Origin of the sequence: Ferruginibacter paludis (genome assembly GCF_030409685.1) — a bacterium.
GTDB classification, from domain to species: Bacteria; Bacteroidota; Bacteroidia; order Chitinophagales; family Chitinophagaceae; genus Ferruginibacter; species Ferruginibacter paludis.
In genome coordinates, this window is record NZ_JAUFQJ010000006.1 from 283,807 (window position 1) to 299,843 (window position 16,037).

Genomic DNA, 16,037 nt, shown 5'->3' on the forward strand with positions numbered 1-16,037 from the left:
TCATAGAATTTATTTTCTCAAACTTTATTAATTGTTAGTTTATTCTCTTTAAAAGGGTGATCAATATCAACCCGCTTATTCATCAAAATCAGACATCGTTAAATCAGAAATCACACATTAGACAACAACTGCAAGTTATTTAGCTCCCCAAAATCAGTCATCAAAAAATCAGACATCAGACATTCCCAGGTGTGACATATCAACTGCTGTGGAAAAATTTAACTTCTTTATTCACTGGCATTTAACGAATTTCAATATCAAATAAAATATCTTGGTAGAAAACAAAGAAATATCAGCACTCTTTCATTTGATAGATGATCCCGACACCGAAGTGTACAGCCAGGTGAGCGACAAAATAATTTCTTTTGGAAAAGCAATTATACCAAACCTGGAACACCTGTGGGAAAATACAGTGAGTGAACCAATACAAGAACGGATTGAATCGCTGATACATAAATTGCACTTCCGGGACCTTACCAACGACTTTATAAACTGGAAGGATGGGAGCTGCGAATTATTGCAGGGTGCCCTGCTGACGGCACAATACTATTACCCTGAAATGCAGTCCCTGCAAGCCTTACAGGAAATTGAGAAAATGCGTCGCAATGTTTGGCTGGAACTGAATAACTACCTTACGCCACTTGAGCAGGTGAATGTACTCACGAGTATTTTATATAATTATTACAAACACAAAGGGGTTGAAATTGCCTATAATCAGCCGGAAGATTTTCTCATCAATAAAACCCTTGAAACAAAAAAAGGCAATGCCATCAGCAATGGCATTATTTACCTGGTGTTATGCGAATTGCTGGATATACCGGTGAGGGCAATCAATATTCCGCGGCAATTTATCCTGGCTTATTTTGATCAGCAGTATGAATTTATGAATCCCGTTTCGCATGCATCACAAAAAATAATTTTTTATATTGATCCCCTGAACGGACAAATTTATTCTCATAAAGACGTGGAGAATTATTTTAAACGCATAAGTGTACCGCCTACCACATCTTACTTTAAACAAAGAGACAATAAAAACATCATCCGTTTTTTACTGGAAGAGTTAAGCAAATGTTTTGATGACGAACGCAACAGGTATAAAATGGAAGAGTTGTTGCAACTGGTGAATTTATTAGAAAATTAATTTGCCCTTAATCTTTACAATCAGATGTCGAGCGGAAGCTGGTAAAAAAAATCCGTTTGTTTTATCCAGCCATTTTTTTCATAAACAGATTGTGCAGTAAAATTATCTGCAGCCGTTTCAAGCAGCAGCCATTTGGCATTGCTTTCTATACCGAACAATTTTGCCTGGTTAAGTAAAGCGGCGGCAACGCCCTGTTGACGGGCATTTCCGGCCACGTACAAATCATTCAACAGCCAGGTAGCTCTTAAAGAAACAGACGAAAAGATAGGATAGAGTTGTATAAAGCCCACGGCTTCACTATTAATGAAAGCTATAAAAATAACGGATTCATTTTTTGATAACCGTTCCGATAGAAAATTGGCAGCAGCCGTAATATCAGTTGCTTGTTCATAGAAAACCCGGTAGGCATCAAACAGCGGAGCTATTATTTCAACATCGGCCAGGCTTGCTTTTTTTATTGTTGGTATCATATAAAATCATTTCAGGTATCAATATTACAAAATACATTTGCCTCAAAAAAATACAATGATCACCTGGGATGATTTTGAAAAAATAGATATGCGTACGGGAACTATTATTGCTGTAGCCGATTTTCCAAATGCAAGAAAACCTGCCTACCAGCTAACGATTGATTTTGGAGAATTTGGGATAAAAAAGTCATCGGCTCAAATTACCAATCTGTACACAAAGGAAGTTTTGCAAGGGCAACAGGTAATAGCTGTCATCAATTTTTCGCCGAAACAAATAGGCAATTTTTTCAGCGAATGCCTTGTGCTGGGCGTATACAATCAGCAGGGAGCAGTAGTATTGCTACAGCCTTCATTACCGGTTACAAACGGCTGCCGCATTGGTTAAATCTCGCAAAAACGTTCTAAAAAAATACTTACTTTTTTAAAGTTGCTTTTATTTAAAGTAAAATAATGATTGCGACCATCTTTGCGGCAGGCCACCAGTTCACTATCTGCCAGCAACTTGATATGGTGAGAACAAGTGGGCTGCGAAAGCCCGGTCAGTTGCTGTACATCACCACAACACATCTCACCTTTGCGGGATATTTCCTGCAGGATAGATAGCCGGCAGGGATCGGCAATTGCATTCATAGCTTTTTCTATAAATCTGGTTTCAGCTTTTACGGTACTCATATTTTCTTAATCATTTCCTTGTCAAAGAAATCGTATTTTTTTCTTTGGCAATATTAATTCATTTAAATTTATCAATATATTTTTATGACGAAAATCAGTGTGTATTATGATTCTCCGGTTGGATTAATTTTGATTGAGGCTGTGGATGATGCCATTACCGCACTTCTTTTTAAAGATGAAAAAGATACCGGATTATTTGATGGTACGGCTGCTTCTGATAATGAACTCATCGTTAAATGCATTCGGCAACTCAACGAATATTTTGAGGGAACACGGAGACAATTTGATTTACCGCTCCAGCAAAATGGCACAGCTTTTCAACAAAAAATATGGTCAGCCTTAATTCAAATTCCATACGGCCAAACTATCAGTTATATGGAGTTATCGAAACGCACCGGGGATCCAAAAGCTATCCGTGCGGTAGGCACGACCAATGGTAAAAATCAATTGAGTATTGTTGTTCCCTGTCACCGTGTTATCGGCAGTAACGGCACTTTAACTGGCTATGGTGGCGGATTGTGGCGCAAGCGCTGGTTGCTGGAACATGAAGCAAAAATTGCGCATGGCGTGAAAACGCTCTTTTGATAAAAACGACACTACTGCATATTGATGGCCGAAAAACTAAGCGGCAATAACTGCTGCGCCTTTTCTACGATATACACTTCGCCCTGCATGCCGCTTAAAATTAACCGGATAGATTGGTGTGTACGTTCTTCGTATTCTGTAAGACTTTGCCTGCAGATACCACAGGGCGATATAGGTGTGCTGCTATCACCATTAATATTATGATAGGTGATGGCCATTGTAGTAATACCCATCCCTGTAAATTGTGATGCCACTGCAGAAAGCAAAACTCTTTCAGCGCATATACCGACAGGATAAGAAGCATTTTCCTGGTTGGTACCGGTAACGATGGTGCCATCTGTAAGCAATGCAGCCGCTCCTACATTAAAATTGGAATAGGGCGCATAAGCTTGTGTTGTAACTGCTCTTGCTTTTGCCAGCAATGCAGCATCACTCCTGTTTAGTTCTTCTGCCGAATTATAAATTTCCACTGCCAGTGGAATGATTTTTTTTACCATTGATGTCTTTTTATTGTGTCGTTACAAATAAGATAGCCGATAAAAAATCCTCCATGCGTTGCTGCATGGAGGATCATTTTTGAAATTACAGATTAATTATTATCAACTGTTAAATTATTTTATCCATTTGAAGAGACGGTTCCATCTTGGACCATGCTCCCAGCTAAACCAGATTAATGAAGCTTTGCCCACCACATGATCTTCCGGTACAAATCCCCAGTAGCGGCTATCCAGTGAGTTGTGACGGTTATCCCCCATCAGCCAGTAATAATTCATTTTAAAAGTATAGCTGGTTGCTTCTTTTCCGTTTATAAAAAATTTACCGTCTTTACTTTCAAGTGTATTTCCTTCGTACGTGCGGATACATCTTTCGTAGCGAATGTAATTGTCGGGCGTTAGTTCAATGGTAGCTCCTTTTTTTGGAATATATAATGGGCCATAATTGTCCGCACTCCATTGTTTGGTAGTATCGTAGTAGGGAAATAATTTATTTTCCACCGGGTACATAAAATCAGTAATGGTATAACCGGCAGGAATATTCAAATGTCTTTTTTCTTCGTTGGTAATATTTACTAGGAAAGTATTGGCGCCGATTTGTTGTACATCTCTTTGTTCAAAACGGATGTGTATACCCATTGGAAAAAGTACTTCTTCGGCCGTCTCTTTGTTATCCAGCGATGGCGAATTAGGCGGGGTTGTTACCTTATAGAAACGCTGCGACTGCGGAAAATATTCCTGCGGTTTTCCGTTTACCATCAATGCGCCGTTAACCACCTGTATTGTATCGCCGGCTATGCCAACGCAACGTTTTATAAAATTTTCTCTCTTATCCACCGGCCTTGTGATAATCATATCACCGTATTTATTCCATACGCTTTCTCTTGCCTTTTGTTCTGTCAGATGCCCCTGGTTCATTTCGTCCCGTATCTCCTGGTAATAGGTGACCTGCGAGCCAAACTGCTGCTGACCATCTACCATTGGATCGTTGATGAGTGTATCGTTCACCGGAAAATTAAATACCACTGCATCATTGCGCTGTACCGGGCTGGCAAACCAGCGGGTGTAAGGAATATGAATCCACTCCACATAACTCTTTGCTTCTCCAAAAGGCAATGTATGATGTACAAAAGGCATGGCCAGCGGCGTATTGGGAATGCGGGGCCCATAAGTCCATTTACTTACAAATAAAAAATCGCTTACCAGCAGTGTTTTTTCTTCCGAAGGTGTAGGAATTGTATAAGCTTCAAAAACAAATGTTCGGATGATAGTTGCCGCGACTACTGCAAACGCTGCCGCATCAATCCATTCACGTGCAGCAGATTTTTTATAATTGTTTACAACCAGTTCGCCCGCATATTTTTCATTTTTACTAAAACCGAGATAAGGAAAATAAATGAAAGGAAGTAGTACAGCAGCACCGTGCTGCCAAAAGCCGAAACGGCCGAAATGTTCAACAAATTTAATGGTAAGCCAGATGGTAATAAACTGACCGGCAATAGGAATGAACTGTAAAAAAAACCACACTTTGTGCAGTTTCATTTTTTGTACCATACACCAGGTATTGTAGAAAGGAATCAGTGCTTTCCAGGGTTCAATACCCGCCTTCTTAAACATGCCATATAAACCAATATGCCACCCAAGGGCGGCAACAATAAAAATAATCCAGCCAATACTCATAAGTAAAATTTTATCAGGGCCAAAAATACCATAATTAAACTTGCATTACAGGTTTATATAAAAAATGTTTTCAAATGTTTAACAGCCAAAATAAGCATATTAATAAACAATATCTCATTGCAGGCTGCACCTGAATTGTGTTACCGGGCGAAAAAATTACAGTGTTAAATAACTTCATTTATGGCTGTACTTATCTCAGCCGCCTTATTCATGATCATAAAATGGCCCCCACCTTTTACTACATGGGTGGGAGATACATATTTAATAGGAAACATTTTATCATTGTCGCCATGAATATGAAACAGTGAGGATGGTTGCCACGTATTTTGCCAGTGCAATACTTCATTAATGGCCCAATCCGTGTATTGCTGCGGTGCATTTTTACGGTACGAGCGGGCCATCTCTTTTTCATCTTTTCCTTCTGCGCCTAAAAAAAGATTTTGAATCGGCTCCATTATTTTAAAAGAACGCATGGGAAATATCCTGTTTAAACGAAGCTGGCCCGAACGTCTTAACCAGGCAGGTAATTCGCTGGATGATTTGATACTGGAAATTAAAATTACTTTTTCTGCATTCACTATTTTAGCAATTTCAATGCTCATCATGCCGCCGAACGAAAGTCCCATCAATAGCGGGTTCTCTTCTTTAATGCCAGCACTCATTCTGGCAGCATACTGACCAATAGTTTCATTGGCTTCGGGCATCAACCATGGCAATGGAACTATCAAATGATCTTTTATCTGCAGGCGGCCAAAAGCCCTTTCATCTGCGCCAAGGCCACTGATGCAATAAATTTTTTTCATCGGGCATTATTTTTTGGGTAAAACATAATTGCTGACATCATCCGCCGCAATATTTTTACCAGACAAAATAATGAGGCGTTCAACCACATTTCTCAATTCCCGTATGTTACCGGTCCAGTTGTAATTGGTCAACATTTCCAGCGCATTTTTTTCTATACTTTTCTTCGGCTGACCGTATTCATCAGCAATTTTTTCAAGATAATATTCTACCAAATCCGGTACGTCTTCCCGGCGCTCGTTCAGGGATGGCACGTGTACAATAATTACACCCAGCCTGTGATACAAATCGAGACGGAAGTTTTTTTCCTCTACCTCTTTCAGCAGGTCTTTGTTGGTGGCAGCAATTACCCTTACATCTACATTGATATCTTTATCTGCACCTACCCTGGTGATCTTTCCTTCCTGTAATGCCCGCAACACTTTAGCCTGGGCACCTAAGCTCATATCACCAATTTCATCTAAAAATAATGTGCCACCGTTCGCTTGTTCAAACTTACCAATGCGTTGTTTAATGGCTGATGTAAACGACCCTTTTTCATGGCCGAATAGTTCACTTTCAATCAGTTCACCGGGAATGGCAGCACAGTTCACCTCAACCATAGGACCTGTGCTGCGGTTGCTCTTTTCATGTATCCATCTTGCAACCAATTCCTTTCCTACCCCATTTTCGCCCGTCACCAATACCCTGGCTTCTGTGGGAGCTACTTTTTCTACTGTGTCTTTTATTACCTGGATGCCAGGACCATTGCCAATCATCTCCTGTACCCTGGCCACCTTGCGTTTCAAGACTTTTGTTTCTGTAACCAAGGTTTGTTTATCCAATGCATTGCGTAAAGTAATCAGCAGGCGGTTTAAATCCGGTGGCTTGCTGATGTAATCGAAAGCGCCTTTTTTTACTGCTTCTACCGCCGTTTCTATATTGCCGTGGCCGCTGATGACGATGATGGGGATGTCACTGTTTACTTCCCTTGCTTTTTCCAAAAATTCCAGGCCATCTAATTTGGGCATTTTTATATCGCACAACACCACGTCGTACGTTGTTGCGCTGAATTTTTTTAGTCCCTCTTCCCCGTCCGCCGCTTCCTCAATTTTATAACCTTCGTAACTCAGAATTTCTGACAAGGTCTTACGTATTGCCTTTTCGTCATCAATTATTAAAATACTAGCCATTGTTTAAATTTTATTGGGTAAATGCAAATATGCATCCAAAAACATTTGCAAAATTAACGATTAATGGACGATCAGAAACGTCCCGGATACAAGTGATATTATTTTGGGAAATTTTAAACAACTACCTAAGCAAACCGCTGGTATTTTTTATGCCGGCGCCGGATTGAAAAGATGTACGGCTTTGATGGGGTTCCACATGGCTGAAAACTTGGAGGGTGTAACACAACGGTGTTGATTAAAGCTTAACAGCCGGGACAAAAAAAGCCCGGACAAAATTTCCGGGCCTGGTATAACTTTAATGAACAGTTATTTTTTCATGTACATCACTTCCTTTACCAGCTTCACTGTTCTTTCCACGTTTGGCAGATACAGGGCTACTAAATTAGGTGCGTAGTGCATGGGTGCATCTGCAGAAGTTATCCTGCGGATAGGTGCATCCAGGTAATCGAACCCTTCTTTTTGTATGCGATAAGTAATTTCGGATGATACTGAAGCAAATGGCCATTGTTCTTCCACAATTACCAGGCGGTTGGTCTTTTTTACACTTTCCAGGATTGTGAACCAATCCAGCGGGCGAATGGTTGCCAAATCAATCACTTCAGCTTCAATTCCTTCCTTTGCTAGCTCTTCAGCGGCTGCCAGCGCCACTTTCATCATTTTATTAAAGGATACGATGGTTACATCTTTACCCACTCTTTTTACAAAAGCCTTGCCAATAGGCAACAGGTATTCTTCTTCCGGCACATCGCCTTTTTCGCCATACATCACTTCGCTTTCCATAAACATTACCGGATCATCATCGCGAATGGCACTTTTCAATAAGCCTTTCGCATCATAGGGATTGCTTACTGAGATTACTTTTAAACCGGGAATGTTGGCGTACATCGATTCAAAGGCGGTACTGTGTTGTGCTCCCAGCTGGCCTGCACTTCCGTTCGGGCCACGAAAAACGATCGGGCAACCAACCTGTCCTCCGCTCATTGCCAGCATTTTAGAAGCTGTATTTAAAATTTGATCCAAAGGCAACACGGCGAAGTTCCAAGTCATAAATTCAACAATCGGGCGCAACCCATTTTGCGCTGCACCTACGGCAATGCCTGCAAAACCGAGCTCTGCAATGGGCGTATCTATAATTCGTTTATCTCCAAATTCATCCAGCATACCCTGGCTTACCTTGTAGGCACCATTGTATTCTGCTACTTCCTCTCCCATTAAAAATACCCTTTCATCCCTTCTCATTTCTTCCTGCATAGCTTCCCTAAGGGCTTCTCTAAAAGCAATTTGTCGCATGTATTTTATTTATTTAGCGTTTGATTATTCTGTTTTGAGTGGCAAATTTATCTTATAGTAACCATATCAGCAAATCGGCTTGCGTTTTAGAACAAGAGGTCCATAATTATTATGTAGCGCTACTTTATATAATGATAATTTAATGGGCATGTTTAAAATTATTGTGCCGAAAGACTGCTTTATTTTTGAAAACCGAAGCCGAAATTTTTTTTATAAAAAAAAGACTTTATCTTAACAGCACCTTATAAAATCAATCTGATATTTCCCCGCTTTAATAACATCTTGGAAAAACACCTTTTTACAAAGTGCTTTTTGATAATCAAAAGGCACTTTGTATAATCCAATCTTTACACCATCACCTGCATATTTTGAATCACCATAGCTGAGGCCCCGCCACCGCCATTGCAGATGCCTGCAGCACCATATTTTGCATTGCGTTGCTTTAAAACATTAATGAGGGTAACAATAATTCTGGCGCCACTGCACCCAAGCGGATGGCCGATAGAAACCGCACCACCATTGACGTTTACCGTAGCCGGATCCAGCTTCATCCTCCTGCTGTTCTCGATACCCACTACACTAAAAGCTTCATTCAGTTCCCAAAAATGAATGTCATCCATTTTTAACCCGGCTTTACTGACAGCTTTGGGTACCGCAATGGAAGGTGTGGTAGTAAACCATTCCGGTGCTTGTTCTGCATCTGCATAGCTTAATATTTTTGCGATTGGCTTTAAGCCGAGTTCGGTTGCTTTTTCTTTGCTCATTAATACCAGTGCAGCTGCGCCATCATTCATTGTAGATGCATTTGCTGCGGTCACTGTTCCGTCTTTTGTAAAGGCACCTTTCAGCTCGGCAATTTTATCAAACTTAACATTGAAAGGTTCTTCATCTTTATCAAATAAAACGGGATCACCTTTTCTCTGCGGTATGGCCACCGGAATAATTTCATCATTGAAGCGACCTTCTTTAATAGCCGCCTGCGAACGCTGGTAACTCTCTATGGCAAATGCATCCTGGTCCTGCCGGGTGATGCCACAGGTACTGGCGCACAACTCGGCTGCCATACCCATGGCTTTGCCATCGTACACATCTGTTAAACCATCTTTGGCAAGCCCGTCAATCAGGGATACGTTGCCGTATTTGTTTCCCCATCTTACGGCATCTGCGTAATACGGTACATTGCTCATGCTCTCCATACCTCCTGCCACTACAATATCAGCATCGCCCAGCGTAATACTTTGCGCTGCCTGTGCGATGGATTTCATTCCGCTGGCGCAAACTTTATTGATAGTAGTACAATTTACCTCGTTGGGCAGACCAGCAAATTTTGCTGCTTGTCGTGCAGGTGCCTGACCAAGGTTAGCCTGGATAACCGCCCCCATCAGTACATCGTTTACCATTGATGGCGCAATGCCGGCTTTTTCAACCGCAGCTTTGATGGCTATGCCGCCCAATTGTGTCGCCGTAAAACCTTTTAATGATCCGCCGAAACTGCCTATCGGCGTGCGCACGGCCGAGATGATATATACTTCCTTCATATGGATTTACCGTTTAGTTTGTAAAGATAAATGATTCCGGTTTCAGGTGAAGAACATGAGACCACTTCAAAACGGGGTTATTACCAAATGATCTGTATTCAGTTCATTCAGACTATTTTCGCAACTTTACAACTCAACATTGTATATGCATTTAATCAAATTATATTCAACTTTTTTAATTGCCTTTGTAGTTTTTGCATCCTGCAATGGTTCAAAAAAACTGGCGCCGGTGGCTGGTACAGCCGGCGTGGGTACACTGCATTTTTTAGGTGAAAAAGATATTCCATATAACTTATTGTACAACAACACAACTGTTGGTGGCCTGTCTGGTATTGATTATGATACTGCCGGCAAAACCTATTATTTAATCAGTGATGACAGAAGCGCTATCAATCCTGCACGTTTTTATACAGCAGATATTGATTTTTCTTCAAAAGGAATTGACAGTATTTATTTCACCGGCGTGCATAGTTTGTTGCAGCCCGATGGTAAGCCATACCCTTCCAGTAAACAGGATGCGGTACATACCCCTGATCCCGAAACCATCCGCTACAATCCGCTTAGCAAACAACTGGTATGGAGCAGCGAGGGTGAACGTATTGTAAATGCGAAAGATACGGTTTTGGAGAATCCGGAGGTCAACACGATCTCAACCACTGGTGACTATATAGCGAATTATAAACTGCCAACAAACCTGGCGATGCAATCAACTTTAAAAGGACCAAGGCAAAATGGCGTATTGGAAGGGATGAGCTTTGCAGACAATTATAAAACACTTTTTGTAAATGTAGAAGAACCATTGTATGAAGATGGACCAAGGGCGGATGTTACAGCCAACAATGCATTTATTCGTTTGTTAAAATTTGATGTTGCCACCCTGCAAAACACGGCGCAGTATGCTTACAAGTTAGAACCAGTGGCATATCCGGCCGTTCCGGCAAATGCCTTTAAAATAAACGGCGTACCTGATATATTATCGCTGGGCAACAATCAGTTTTTGGTGATTGAACGTTCATTTTCATCGGGCAGACTTCCTTGTACGATTAAAGTTTTCCTGGCTGATTTGAGTGCCGCAACGGATGTAACCAATATGACGTTAATGAATGCGGGAAAGTCGTTTACGCCGATAGCAAAAAAGTTATTACTGAACATGGATGACTTAGGCATTTACATAGATAATATTGAAGGCGTAACATTTGGTCCGGACTTGCCGAACGGACATAAGACTCTGTTATTTATTTCAGACAATAATTTTAATGTTTTTGAAAAAACGCAGTTGCTTTTGTTTGAGGTGACGGGGTATTGAGAGGCTGAGCGCAGGATGCTGGATACTGGATTCTTGGTATTTAATACTGTGGATACTGGATGCTTATTGCTCAACTCGATCCGTTCGTTTGATGACTAAAACTTATAACTTATAATTCATAACTCATAACTAATAAATGGTTACTTATTTCGACGCTACCCTTACACAGATTTCTATTCATTATTCCGGCAACAAATTGCAGGATGAGTTCTATCGCCTGTCGGAGAAACCACTGGTGTTGGAAGATGATACCCTAAGCGATTTGCTGATGCAGTATTTTTTAAAGCCGTTTGAAAAGGGAAACGAGGTTTATCGCCTGTCGCATCCTTCGGGCAATCTTGAGCTGAATGAACTGTTCCATTTTTCAACCGAGGTATTTTCTGCAGCAGAAAATTTTCATGAAAATTCGCAGCAGATTGTAAAACATTTATATGATGTTTCCGGTCATCCTAAAATAAAATCAGGAGAGATTTATGTAGTTCATTTTAATGATTTACAAATTGAAGGCGAGCTGCACCAGGCCATCGGTATTTTTAAATCGGAAACAAAAGAAGCTTACCTGAAAGTGCAGCCGGATGAAAATGGTTTTAATTTAAACTACGAGCAGGAAGCCATCAATATCAAAAAATTAGATAAGGGTTGCCTGATTTTTAACACTGAAAAAGCAGAAGGCTATAAAGTGTCCGTAGTCGATCAAACCAACAGCAGTGAAGCGTCGTACTGGATGGATGACTTTCTAAAACTAACCATCCGCAACGACAGTTATAACCAAACCAATAACACGTTAAGCCTTTATAAAAAATTTATTACCACCCAGGTGGATGAAGAATTTAGTGTAAGCAAAACGGATAAGATAGACCTGCTGAACCGCTCCATGAAATATTTTAAAGAGAAGGACCAGTTCAACATGGACGAATTCAGCAATGAAGTAATTGGCTATGCAGAAGGCATAGAATCTTTTAAAAATTATAAAAAAAGCTATGAGCAGGAATTTGATATGCCGATTGATGACAGCTTTGCCATTAACACCGCTGCAGTAAAAAAACAAGCCCGTGTATATAAAAGTATTTTAAAGCTGGATAAGAATTTTCACATCTACATTCATGGCAACAAAGAGCTGATTGAAAAAGGTTTTGATGAAGAAAAGAACATGAATTTTTACAAAGTGTATTTCAGGGATGAACAGTAGTTTTTTCACGCAAAGACTGCATCGGAATGCAACGAACACAAAGCCAATGCCCTGTGTTTGTTGTTAACTATTATTATCCGTTGTATAAATTTTTATTTAAAAAATCATTTCTGAACTTAGCGTTGGGATCATACTGCTTAACAAGCGTTTTAAAGTCGGCCAGCTTTTCAATTCTTGATTGTAATACATCCGGTGCCATGGTAAATACTTTTGCCCAGTGTGGACGTGCATTAAAAGGAGCCAGCTTCGCTTCTATCAGAGGCAATAAACTCATCACCTCTTCTACTTCCTGTTTCCATGTTGTATGCAGGGCTACGCAGGTTTTTTTATAACAGGGGCTCATCCAGAGATTGTCGGCATGGATGGTTCTGATTTCGGAAATAAATAAGTGCGGTGTAATTTTTTCATGCAGTGATTCCATGGCCATCATTGCCTCGTAAGCATGTTCAATGGGTACAAAATACTCTGCCTGCAATTCTTTACCGGCGCTTGGTTTAAAACCCATTTTGAAATGCGGCATTCTTTCAAACCAGGGGCCGGAAACCCCCATCTGCTCTGTACAATTTTCGGCAGATAAATCTTCGATGGGATGTAAGTTTTTTGTAGCCAGTTTAGCGCCAAATAATTCAGGTGCCGGTGCTGCGTCATCAGCCGCTACTTTGCTTTTGATCCATACTTCGTTTACGTTTTTATTTCTCCAATCGGTGAAAAGGCTTACGCTGTAACCGCCTGACATAATGGTATCAAAATTCTGTTCCAGTTCCCCCATCGGCAGGTTACGGTAAACATATTGTTTCATATTGAAAGTGGGTTGCAGATCCAACGTAAGTTTTGTTACCACCCCCAATGCACCAAGTCCTACCACAGCGCCCTGAAATTGCTCGCCATCTTTTTTTGATAAATTCACCAGGTCTCCTGCTGCATTCACAAATTCAATAGCAGCAATACCTGTTGATAAATTGCCATTGTGTACGCCGGAGCCATGCGTTGCAGTGGCACATGAACCTGCAACAGTAATATGCGGCAACGAAGCCAGGTTATGCAATGCAAAACCATTTTCATGCAGGTAGGGAGCCAGTTCGCCGTACTTCATACCGGCCTCAATTGTTACGGTGTTAGCAGCTTTGTCCAATGAAACGACTTTGTTCATTTCCTGTAAGGAAACCTGGTTTTCAGTACTATCTGCAATTTTGTTGAACGAATGTCTGGACCCGAGAGCAGTTAGTTTATCACATTTTTTCACTACCTCCTGAACCTGCTCTACCGTTTTTGGATAATGTACATTTCCTGTACTGTACTCCAAATTGCCGGCCCAGTTTTTTAAATGCGGCGCAGCTTTTTTGGGACTACAGGCCATCATCCGGCTTAACACGGCTCCGCCTGCAAGAATAGAAGTGGTTTTTAAAAAGGTTCTTTTTTTCATGATGGCTTTTTTATTTTTTAGGTCGTTGGTTATCCGTAGCATTAGAGTAAAATTATTTTTATGCAGTCGCTTGTGTCGCAACTTACATTTTTAAATTAATTATTGCAAGTTGGGGACGGCTAATAACAGATTTAAACACGAAAATGTCAAATCAAAATAATGATAGTTGTTCGGGTTTACGTGCAATGACGGCCTGGCTTAGCTGGCTTTTCTGGCTGGCATTTGCCGTGATCATAATTAATGGCGTTTGCTCGTACCTTGAAGCTACGATCACTTCAATGCCGTCCGCTTTTTTAGTGAAAAGTTCCTTTACTTTTTCCGGATCATTGTTATCTTTTGACAGATGGGCCAGCAATAAATGTGTCATAAAAAAAGGCCGGTGTTGTACAAATATTTCCAGTGCCTGCAGGTTGGATAAATGTCCTTCTCCCCCACGGATACGGTTTTTTAAAAAGAGAGGATACCTTCCCTGCTCCAGCATTACTTCGTCATAATTGGCTTCTAAAAAAGCTGCATGGCATAAGCCGAAATGTTTGGTAACATGCTGACAGTTGGTGCCAATATCTGTAAATACACCTATCGTAACACCATTGCCGGTTATGATGAAACTATGCGGATCTATGGCATCATGAAATTTAGGAAAGGCAGTCACCGTAAGTTTGCCAATGTTCACCGGGTCATAAGCTGCAAAAAAATGGAGGAGTTCTTTTTTAAAATGAAGACGTCCTCTTTGTGCAGTAGCGTTGGTTATGTAAACTGGCAGTGCATATTTTTCTGCGATTGATTCAACGCCTTTAATGTGATCGGTATGTTCGTGCGAAATAAAAATGGCTTTTACCTTGTCCATGGAAAGTCCCAGCAGCCGCATCCGTTTTTCTGTTTCCCTGCAGGATATACCGGCATCCACCAATACCGCTTCGGTATCGTTTGCCACATAATAACAGTTACCGTTACTGCCCGAATTTAAAGAGGTGATAAATAGCGCCATTTCAGCAGCAAAGAAAATCATTTTTCGCCATTATTGGTCAATACAAATGACTATCGTTGATTGCCGTAACTTTAGTTAAATAAACTATATTGGTATGCAGGTAAAAACAGCAACGATCATCGGCTCATCAGGCATGACGGGCAGTACACTTTATAACTTGTTATCGCATGACAATAGCATTGAAAGCATCCGGCTTATTGTACGGCATGCAGTATCAAAAACTACTGCCAATACAGATGTACGCCTGATTGATTTTGAAGACACCACCGCGTTCAAAAATGCGATCGCCGGAAGTGATGCCGTTTTTTGTACTATCGGTACCACGCAGAAAAGTGTCAAAGGCGATAAAGCCCTGTATCGCAAAATTGATTATGACATTCCGGTGAATGCAGCCCGTTATTGCAGGGAAACCGGCTGCAAAAAGTTTATTGTTGTAAGTGCCGTTGGTGCAAACAGCAAGAGCAGCAATTTTTATTTAAGGTTAAAGGGCGAAATGGAAGAAGTGGTAAAAAGCCGGGGGCCGGAGACCGTTCATATTATGCAGCCTTCCATGCTGTTGGGGCATAGAAATGAAAAGCGCACCGGTGAAGCTATTTTCCAGCGCCTGGTAAAAGGCGTATCCTTTTTGCTGAAAGGCGGATTGCGGAAATACAGGGGTGTGGCTGTTGAAGACCTGGCAAAGGCAATGATAGCTGCTGCAAAGTCAAATACTGCCGGTGTTTTTGTTCACCAGTATCCGCAATTTATCAGGCTCGCAAACAATTTCTAAGTAATTATTAGAAAGTCCTGACACAATCCAAACAGCGGCTTTGTCCGCACACTTAATACTTAATTTATGGGATCGCTATATTTTCAGTTGAAATAAAAATGGTTTGCTATGCACAAACCATTACCAAAAATAAGCGCAAAATGACTTAATTACTACCCTTCATCATAACTAACATTGGTGCCTTCATTCGCCAGGCCATGACCAACCTTTGATTTCACTTTTGACGTTGCTCCTGCAGTTGAACTGCTACTACCCTGCATCCCTTTGGCTTGTTTAGACTGTGAGGCTGCTTTATTGGCGCCTGTTCCTTTTTGATCTTTTGCGGTTGAACCGGATGATTGCTTTTTCATAATTGAAGTTTTTTAATGAGGAATATCCTATCAGATAATTACCTAAATAATGTGCCATTTTATGCATATTACCTATAGCAGATACAAGAGAATATTCCGTACAATAATCACCTCAATCAATCTTTTATGTAAAAGATTTTTCTTAAAAGCAAAAGCCCTGAAAATTAGT

Annotated in this window: 17 protein-coding genes; 6 read left to right on the plus strand and 11 right to left on the minus strand. The window is 40.8% G+C overall.

Annotated features, from left to right (window positions below; genetic code table 11):
• Window positions 1-271: 271 nt before the first annotated feature.
• Window positions 272-1,141 carry a transglutaminase-like domain-containing protein gene (locus tag QWZ08_RS11710; protein ID WP_290337599.1) on the plus strand — a complete coding sequence of 290 codons (870 nt, stop codon included), beginning with the start codon at window positions 272-274 and terminating at the stop codon, window positions 1,139-1,141.
• A gap of 20 nt (window positions 1,142-1,161) precedes the next feature.
• On the opposite strand, the gene QWZ08_RS11715 is transcribed toward QWZ08_RS11710, so the two are convergent.
• Window positions 1,162-1,611 carry a GNAT family N-acetyltransferase gene (locus QWZ08_RS11715; RefSeq protein ID WP_290337600.1) on the minus strand — a complete coding sequence of 150 codons (450 nt, stop codon included), beginning with the start codon at window positions 1,609-1,611 and terminating at the stop codon, window positions 1,162-1,164.
• A 55-nt stretch (window positions 1,612-1,666) separates the two neighbouring features.
• Between QWZ08_RS11715 and QWZ08_RS11720 the strand changes: the two genes are divergently transcribed.
• Window positions 1,667-1,996: a tRNA-binding protein gene (locus tag QWZ08_RS11720; RefSeq protein ID WP_290337601.1), complete on the plus strand. Its 330-nt coding sequence runs from the start codon at window positions 1,667-1,669 to the stop codon at window positions 1,994-1,996.
• Here the strand turns inward: QWZ08_RS11720 and QWZ08_RS11725 are convergent.
• A complete protein-coding gene (locus QWZ08_RS11725; protein WP_290337602.1) occupies window positions 1,993-2,283 on the minus strand; it encodes an ArsR/SmtB family transcription factor in 291 nt (96 codons plus the stop codon). The two genes, QWZ08_RS11720 and QWZ08_RS11725, sit on opposite strands and share 4 nt — an antisense overlap.
• 84 nt (window positions 2,284-2,367) lie before the next feature.
• Between QWZ08_RS11725 and QWZ08_RS11730 the strand changes: the two genes are divergently transcribed.
• A complete protein-coding gene (locus tag QWZ08_RS11730; RefSeq protein ID WP_290337603.1) occupies window positions 2,368-2,868 on the plus strand; it encodes a methylated-DNA--[protein]-cysteine S-methyltransferase in 501 nt (166 codons plus the stop codon).
• Between the two features lie 11 nt (window positions 2,869-2,879).
• Here the strand turns inward: QWZ08_RS11730 and QWZ08_RS11735 are convergent, their stop codons facing one another.
• From QWZ08_RS11735 to QWZ08_RS11760, 6 genes are all read right to left on the minus strand, one after another.
• The gene (locus QWZ08_RS11735) at window positions 2,880-3,365 is read right to left on the minus strand and encodes a cytidine deaminase (protein WP_290337604.1); all 486 of its coding nucleotides are present in this window, start codon (window positions 3,363-3,365) and stop codon (window positions 2,880-2,882) included.
• A gap of 114 nt (window positions 3,366-3,479) precedes the next feature.
• A complete protein-coding gene (locus tag QWZ08_RS11740; protein WP_290337605.1) occupies window positions 3,480-5,042 on the minus strand; it encodes a S26 family signal peptidase in 1,563 nt (520 codons plus the stop codon).
• 164 nt (window positions 5,043-5,206) lie between these two features.
• Window positions 5,207-5,845 carry an alpha/beta fold hydrolase gene (locus QWZ08_RS11745; RefSeq protein ID WP_290337606.1) on the minus strand — a complete coding sequence of 213 codons (639 nt, stop codon included), beginning with the start codon at window positions 5,843-5,845 and terminating at the stop codon, window positions 5,207-5,209.
• Window positions 5,846-5,851: 6 nt separating this feature from the next.
• Window positions 5,852-7,015 carry a sigma-54-dependent transcriptional regulator gene (locus QWZ08_RS11750; RefSeq protein ID WP_290337607.1) on the minus strand — a complete coding sequence of 388 codons (1,164 nt, stop codon included), beginning with the start codon at window positions 7,013-7,015 and terminating at the stop codon, window positions 5,852-5,854.
• Window positions 7,016-7,321: 306 nt separating this feature from the next.
• On the minus strand, window positions 7,322-8,305 hold the full coding sequence (locus QWZ08_RS11755; RefSeq protein WP_290337608.1) for a pyruvate dehydrogenase complex E1 component subunit beta: 984 nt from the start codon (window positions 8,303-8,305) through the stop codon (window positions 7,322-7,324).
• 347 nt (window positions 8,306-8,652) lie between these two features.
• Window positions 8,653-9,843: an acetyl-CoA C-acyltransferase gene (locus QWZ08_RS11760; protein ID WP_290337609.1), complete on the minus strand. Its 1,191-nt coding sequence runs from the start codon at window positions 9,841-9,843 to the stop codon at window positions 8,653-8,655.
• A gap of 145 nt (window positions 9,844-9,988) precedes the next feature.
• Here QWZ08_RS11760 and QWZ08_RS11765 point away from each other — a divergent pair, with 145 nt between their 5' ends.
• Together QWZ08_RS11765 and QWZ08_RS11770 are read left to right on the plus strand one after the other, a co-directional pair.
• The gene (locus QWZ08_RS11765; protein ID WP_290337610.1) at window positions 9,989-11,149 is read left to right on the plus strand and encodes an esterase-like activity of phytase family protein; all 1,161 of its coding nucleotides are present in this window, start codon (window positions 9,989-9,991) and stop codon (window positions 11,147-11,149) included.
• 136 nt (window positions 11,150-11,285) lie between these two features.
• Entirely contained in the window at window positions 11,286-12,338 is a 1,053-nt protein-coding gene (locus QWZ08_RS11770) for a nucleoid-associated protein (RefSeq protein WP_290337611.1), read from the plus strand.
• Window positions 12,339-12,411: 73 nt separating this feature from the next.
• Here the strand turns inward: QWZ08_RS11770 and QWZ08_RS11775 are convergent, their stop codons facing one another.
• Together QWZ08_RS11775 and QWZ08_RS11780 are read right to left on the minus strand one after the other, a co-directional pair.
• Window positions 12,412-13,761, minus strand: a complete 1,350-nt coding sequence (locus QWZ08_RS11775) for an FAD-binding protein (protein WP_290337612.1) — start codon at window positions 13,759-13,761, stop codon at window positions 12,412-12,414.
• Between the two features lie 151 nt (window positions 13,762-13,912).
• A complete protein-coding gene (locus QWZ08_RS11780) occupies window positions 13,913-14,770 on the minus strand; it encodes an MBL fold metallo-hydrolase (protein WP_290337613.1) in 858 nt (285 codons plus the stop codon).
• 73 nt (window positions 14,771-14,843) lie between these two features.
• On the opposite strand from QWZ08_RS11780, the gene QWZ08_RS11785 reads away from it, so the two are divergent.
• Window positions 14,844-15,518 (plus strand): NAD(P)H-binding protein, encoded by a 675-nt coding sequence (locus tag QWZ08_RS11785; protein WP_290337614.1) that lies wholly within the window; start codon window positions 14,844-14,846, stop codon window positions 15,516-15,518.
• A 152-nt stretch (window positions 15,519-15,670) separates the two neighbouring features.
• On the opposite strand, the gene QWZ08_RS11790 is transcribed toward QWZ08_RS11785, so the two are convergent.
• Window positions 15,671-15,868, minus strand: coding sequence for a hypothetical protein (locus tag QWZ08_RS11790; RefSeq protein ID WP_290337615.1), 198 nt, complete (start codon window positions 15,866-15,868; stop codon window positions 15,671-15,673).
• Window positions 15,869-16,037: the final 169 nt, after the last annotated feature.

What these genes read in the sequence shown, in the direction of transcription:
- QWZ08_RS11790 (WP_290337615.1), bottom strand. Translation starts at nt 15,868, where the DNA reads ATGAAAAAGCAATCATCCGGTTCAACCGCAAAAGATCAAAAAGGAACA.
- QWZ08_RS11765 (WP_290337610.1), top strand. Translation starts at nt 9,989, where the DNA reads ATGCATTTAATCAAATTATATTCAACTTTTTTAATTGCCTTTGTAGTT.
- QWZ08_RS11740 (WP_290337605.1), bottom strand. Translation starts at nt 5,042, where the DNA reads ATGAGTATTGGCTGGATTATTTTTATTGTTGCCGCCCTTGGGTGGCAT.
- QWZ08_RS11745 (WP_290337606.1), bottom strand. Translation starts at nt 5,845, where the DNA reads ATGAAAAAAATTTATTGCATCAGTGGCCTTGGCGCAGATGAAAGGGCT.
- QWZ08_RS11715 (WP_290337600.1), bottom strand. Translation starts at nt 1,611, where the DNA reads ATGATACCAACAATAAAAAAAGCAAGCCTGGCCGATGTTGAAATAATA.
- QWZ08_RS11770 (WP_290337611.1), top strand. Translation starts at nt 11,286, where the DNA reads ATGGTTACTTATTTCGACGCTACCCTTACACAGATTTCTATTCATTAT.
- QWZ08_RS11785 (WP_290337614.1), top strand. Translation starts at nt 14,844, where the DNA reads ATGCAGGTAAAAACAGCAACGATCATCGGCTCATCAGGCATGACGGGC.
- QWZ08_RS11775 (WP_290337612.1), bottom strand. Translation starts at nt 13,761, where the DNA reads ATGAAAAAAAGAACCTTTTTAAAAACCACTTCTATTCTTGCAGGCGGA.
- QWZ08_RS11760 (WP_290337609.1), bottom strand. Translation starts at nt 9,843, where the DNA reads ATGAAGGAAGTATATATCATCTCGGCCGTGCGCACGCCGATAGGCAGT.
- QWZ08_RS11725 (WP_290337602.1), bottom strand. Translation starts at nt 2,283, where the DNA reads ATGAGTACCGTAAAAGCTGAAACCAGATTTATAGAAAAAGCTATGAAT.
- QWZ08_RS11755 (WP_290337608.1), bottom strand. Translation starts at nt 8,305, where the DNA reads ATGCGACAAATTGCTTTTAGAGAAGCCCTTAGGGAAGCTATGCAGGAA.
- QWZ08_RS11780 (WP_290337613.1), bottom strand. Translation starts at nt 14,770, where the DNA reads ATGATTTTCTTTGCTGCTGAAATGGCGCTATTTATCACCTCTTTAAAT.
- QWZ08_RS11730 (WP_290337603.1), top strand. Translation starts at nt 2,368, where the DNA reads ATGACGAAAATCAGTGTGTATTATGATTCTCCGGTTGGATTAATTTTG.
- QWZ08_RS11735 (WP_290337604.1), bottom strand. Translation starts at nt 3,365, where the DNA reads ATGGTAAAAAAAATCATTCCACTGGCAGTGGAAATTTATAATTCGGCA.
- QWZ08_RS11720 (WP_290337601.1), top strand. Translation starts at nt 1,667, where the DNA reads ATGATCACCTGGGATGATTTTGAAAAAATAGATATGCGTACGGGAACT.
- QWZ08_RS11750 (WP_290337607.1), bottom strand. Translation starts at nt 7,015, where the DNA reads ATGGCTAGTATTTTAATAATTGATGACGAAAAGGCAATACGTAAGACC.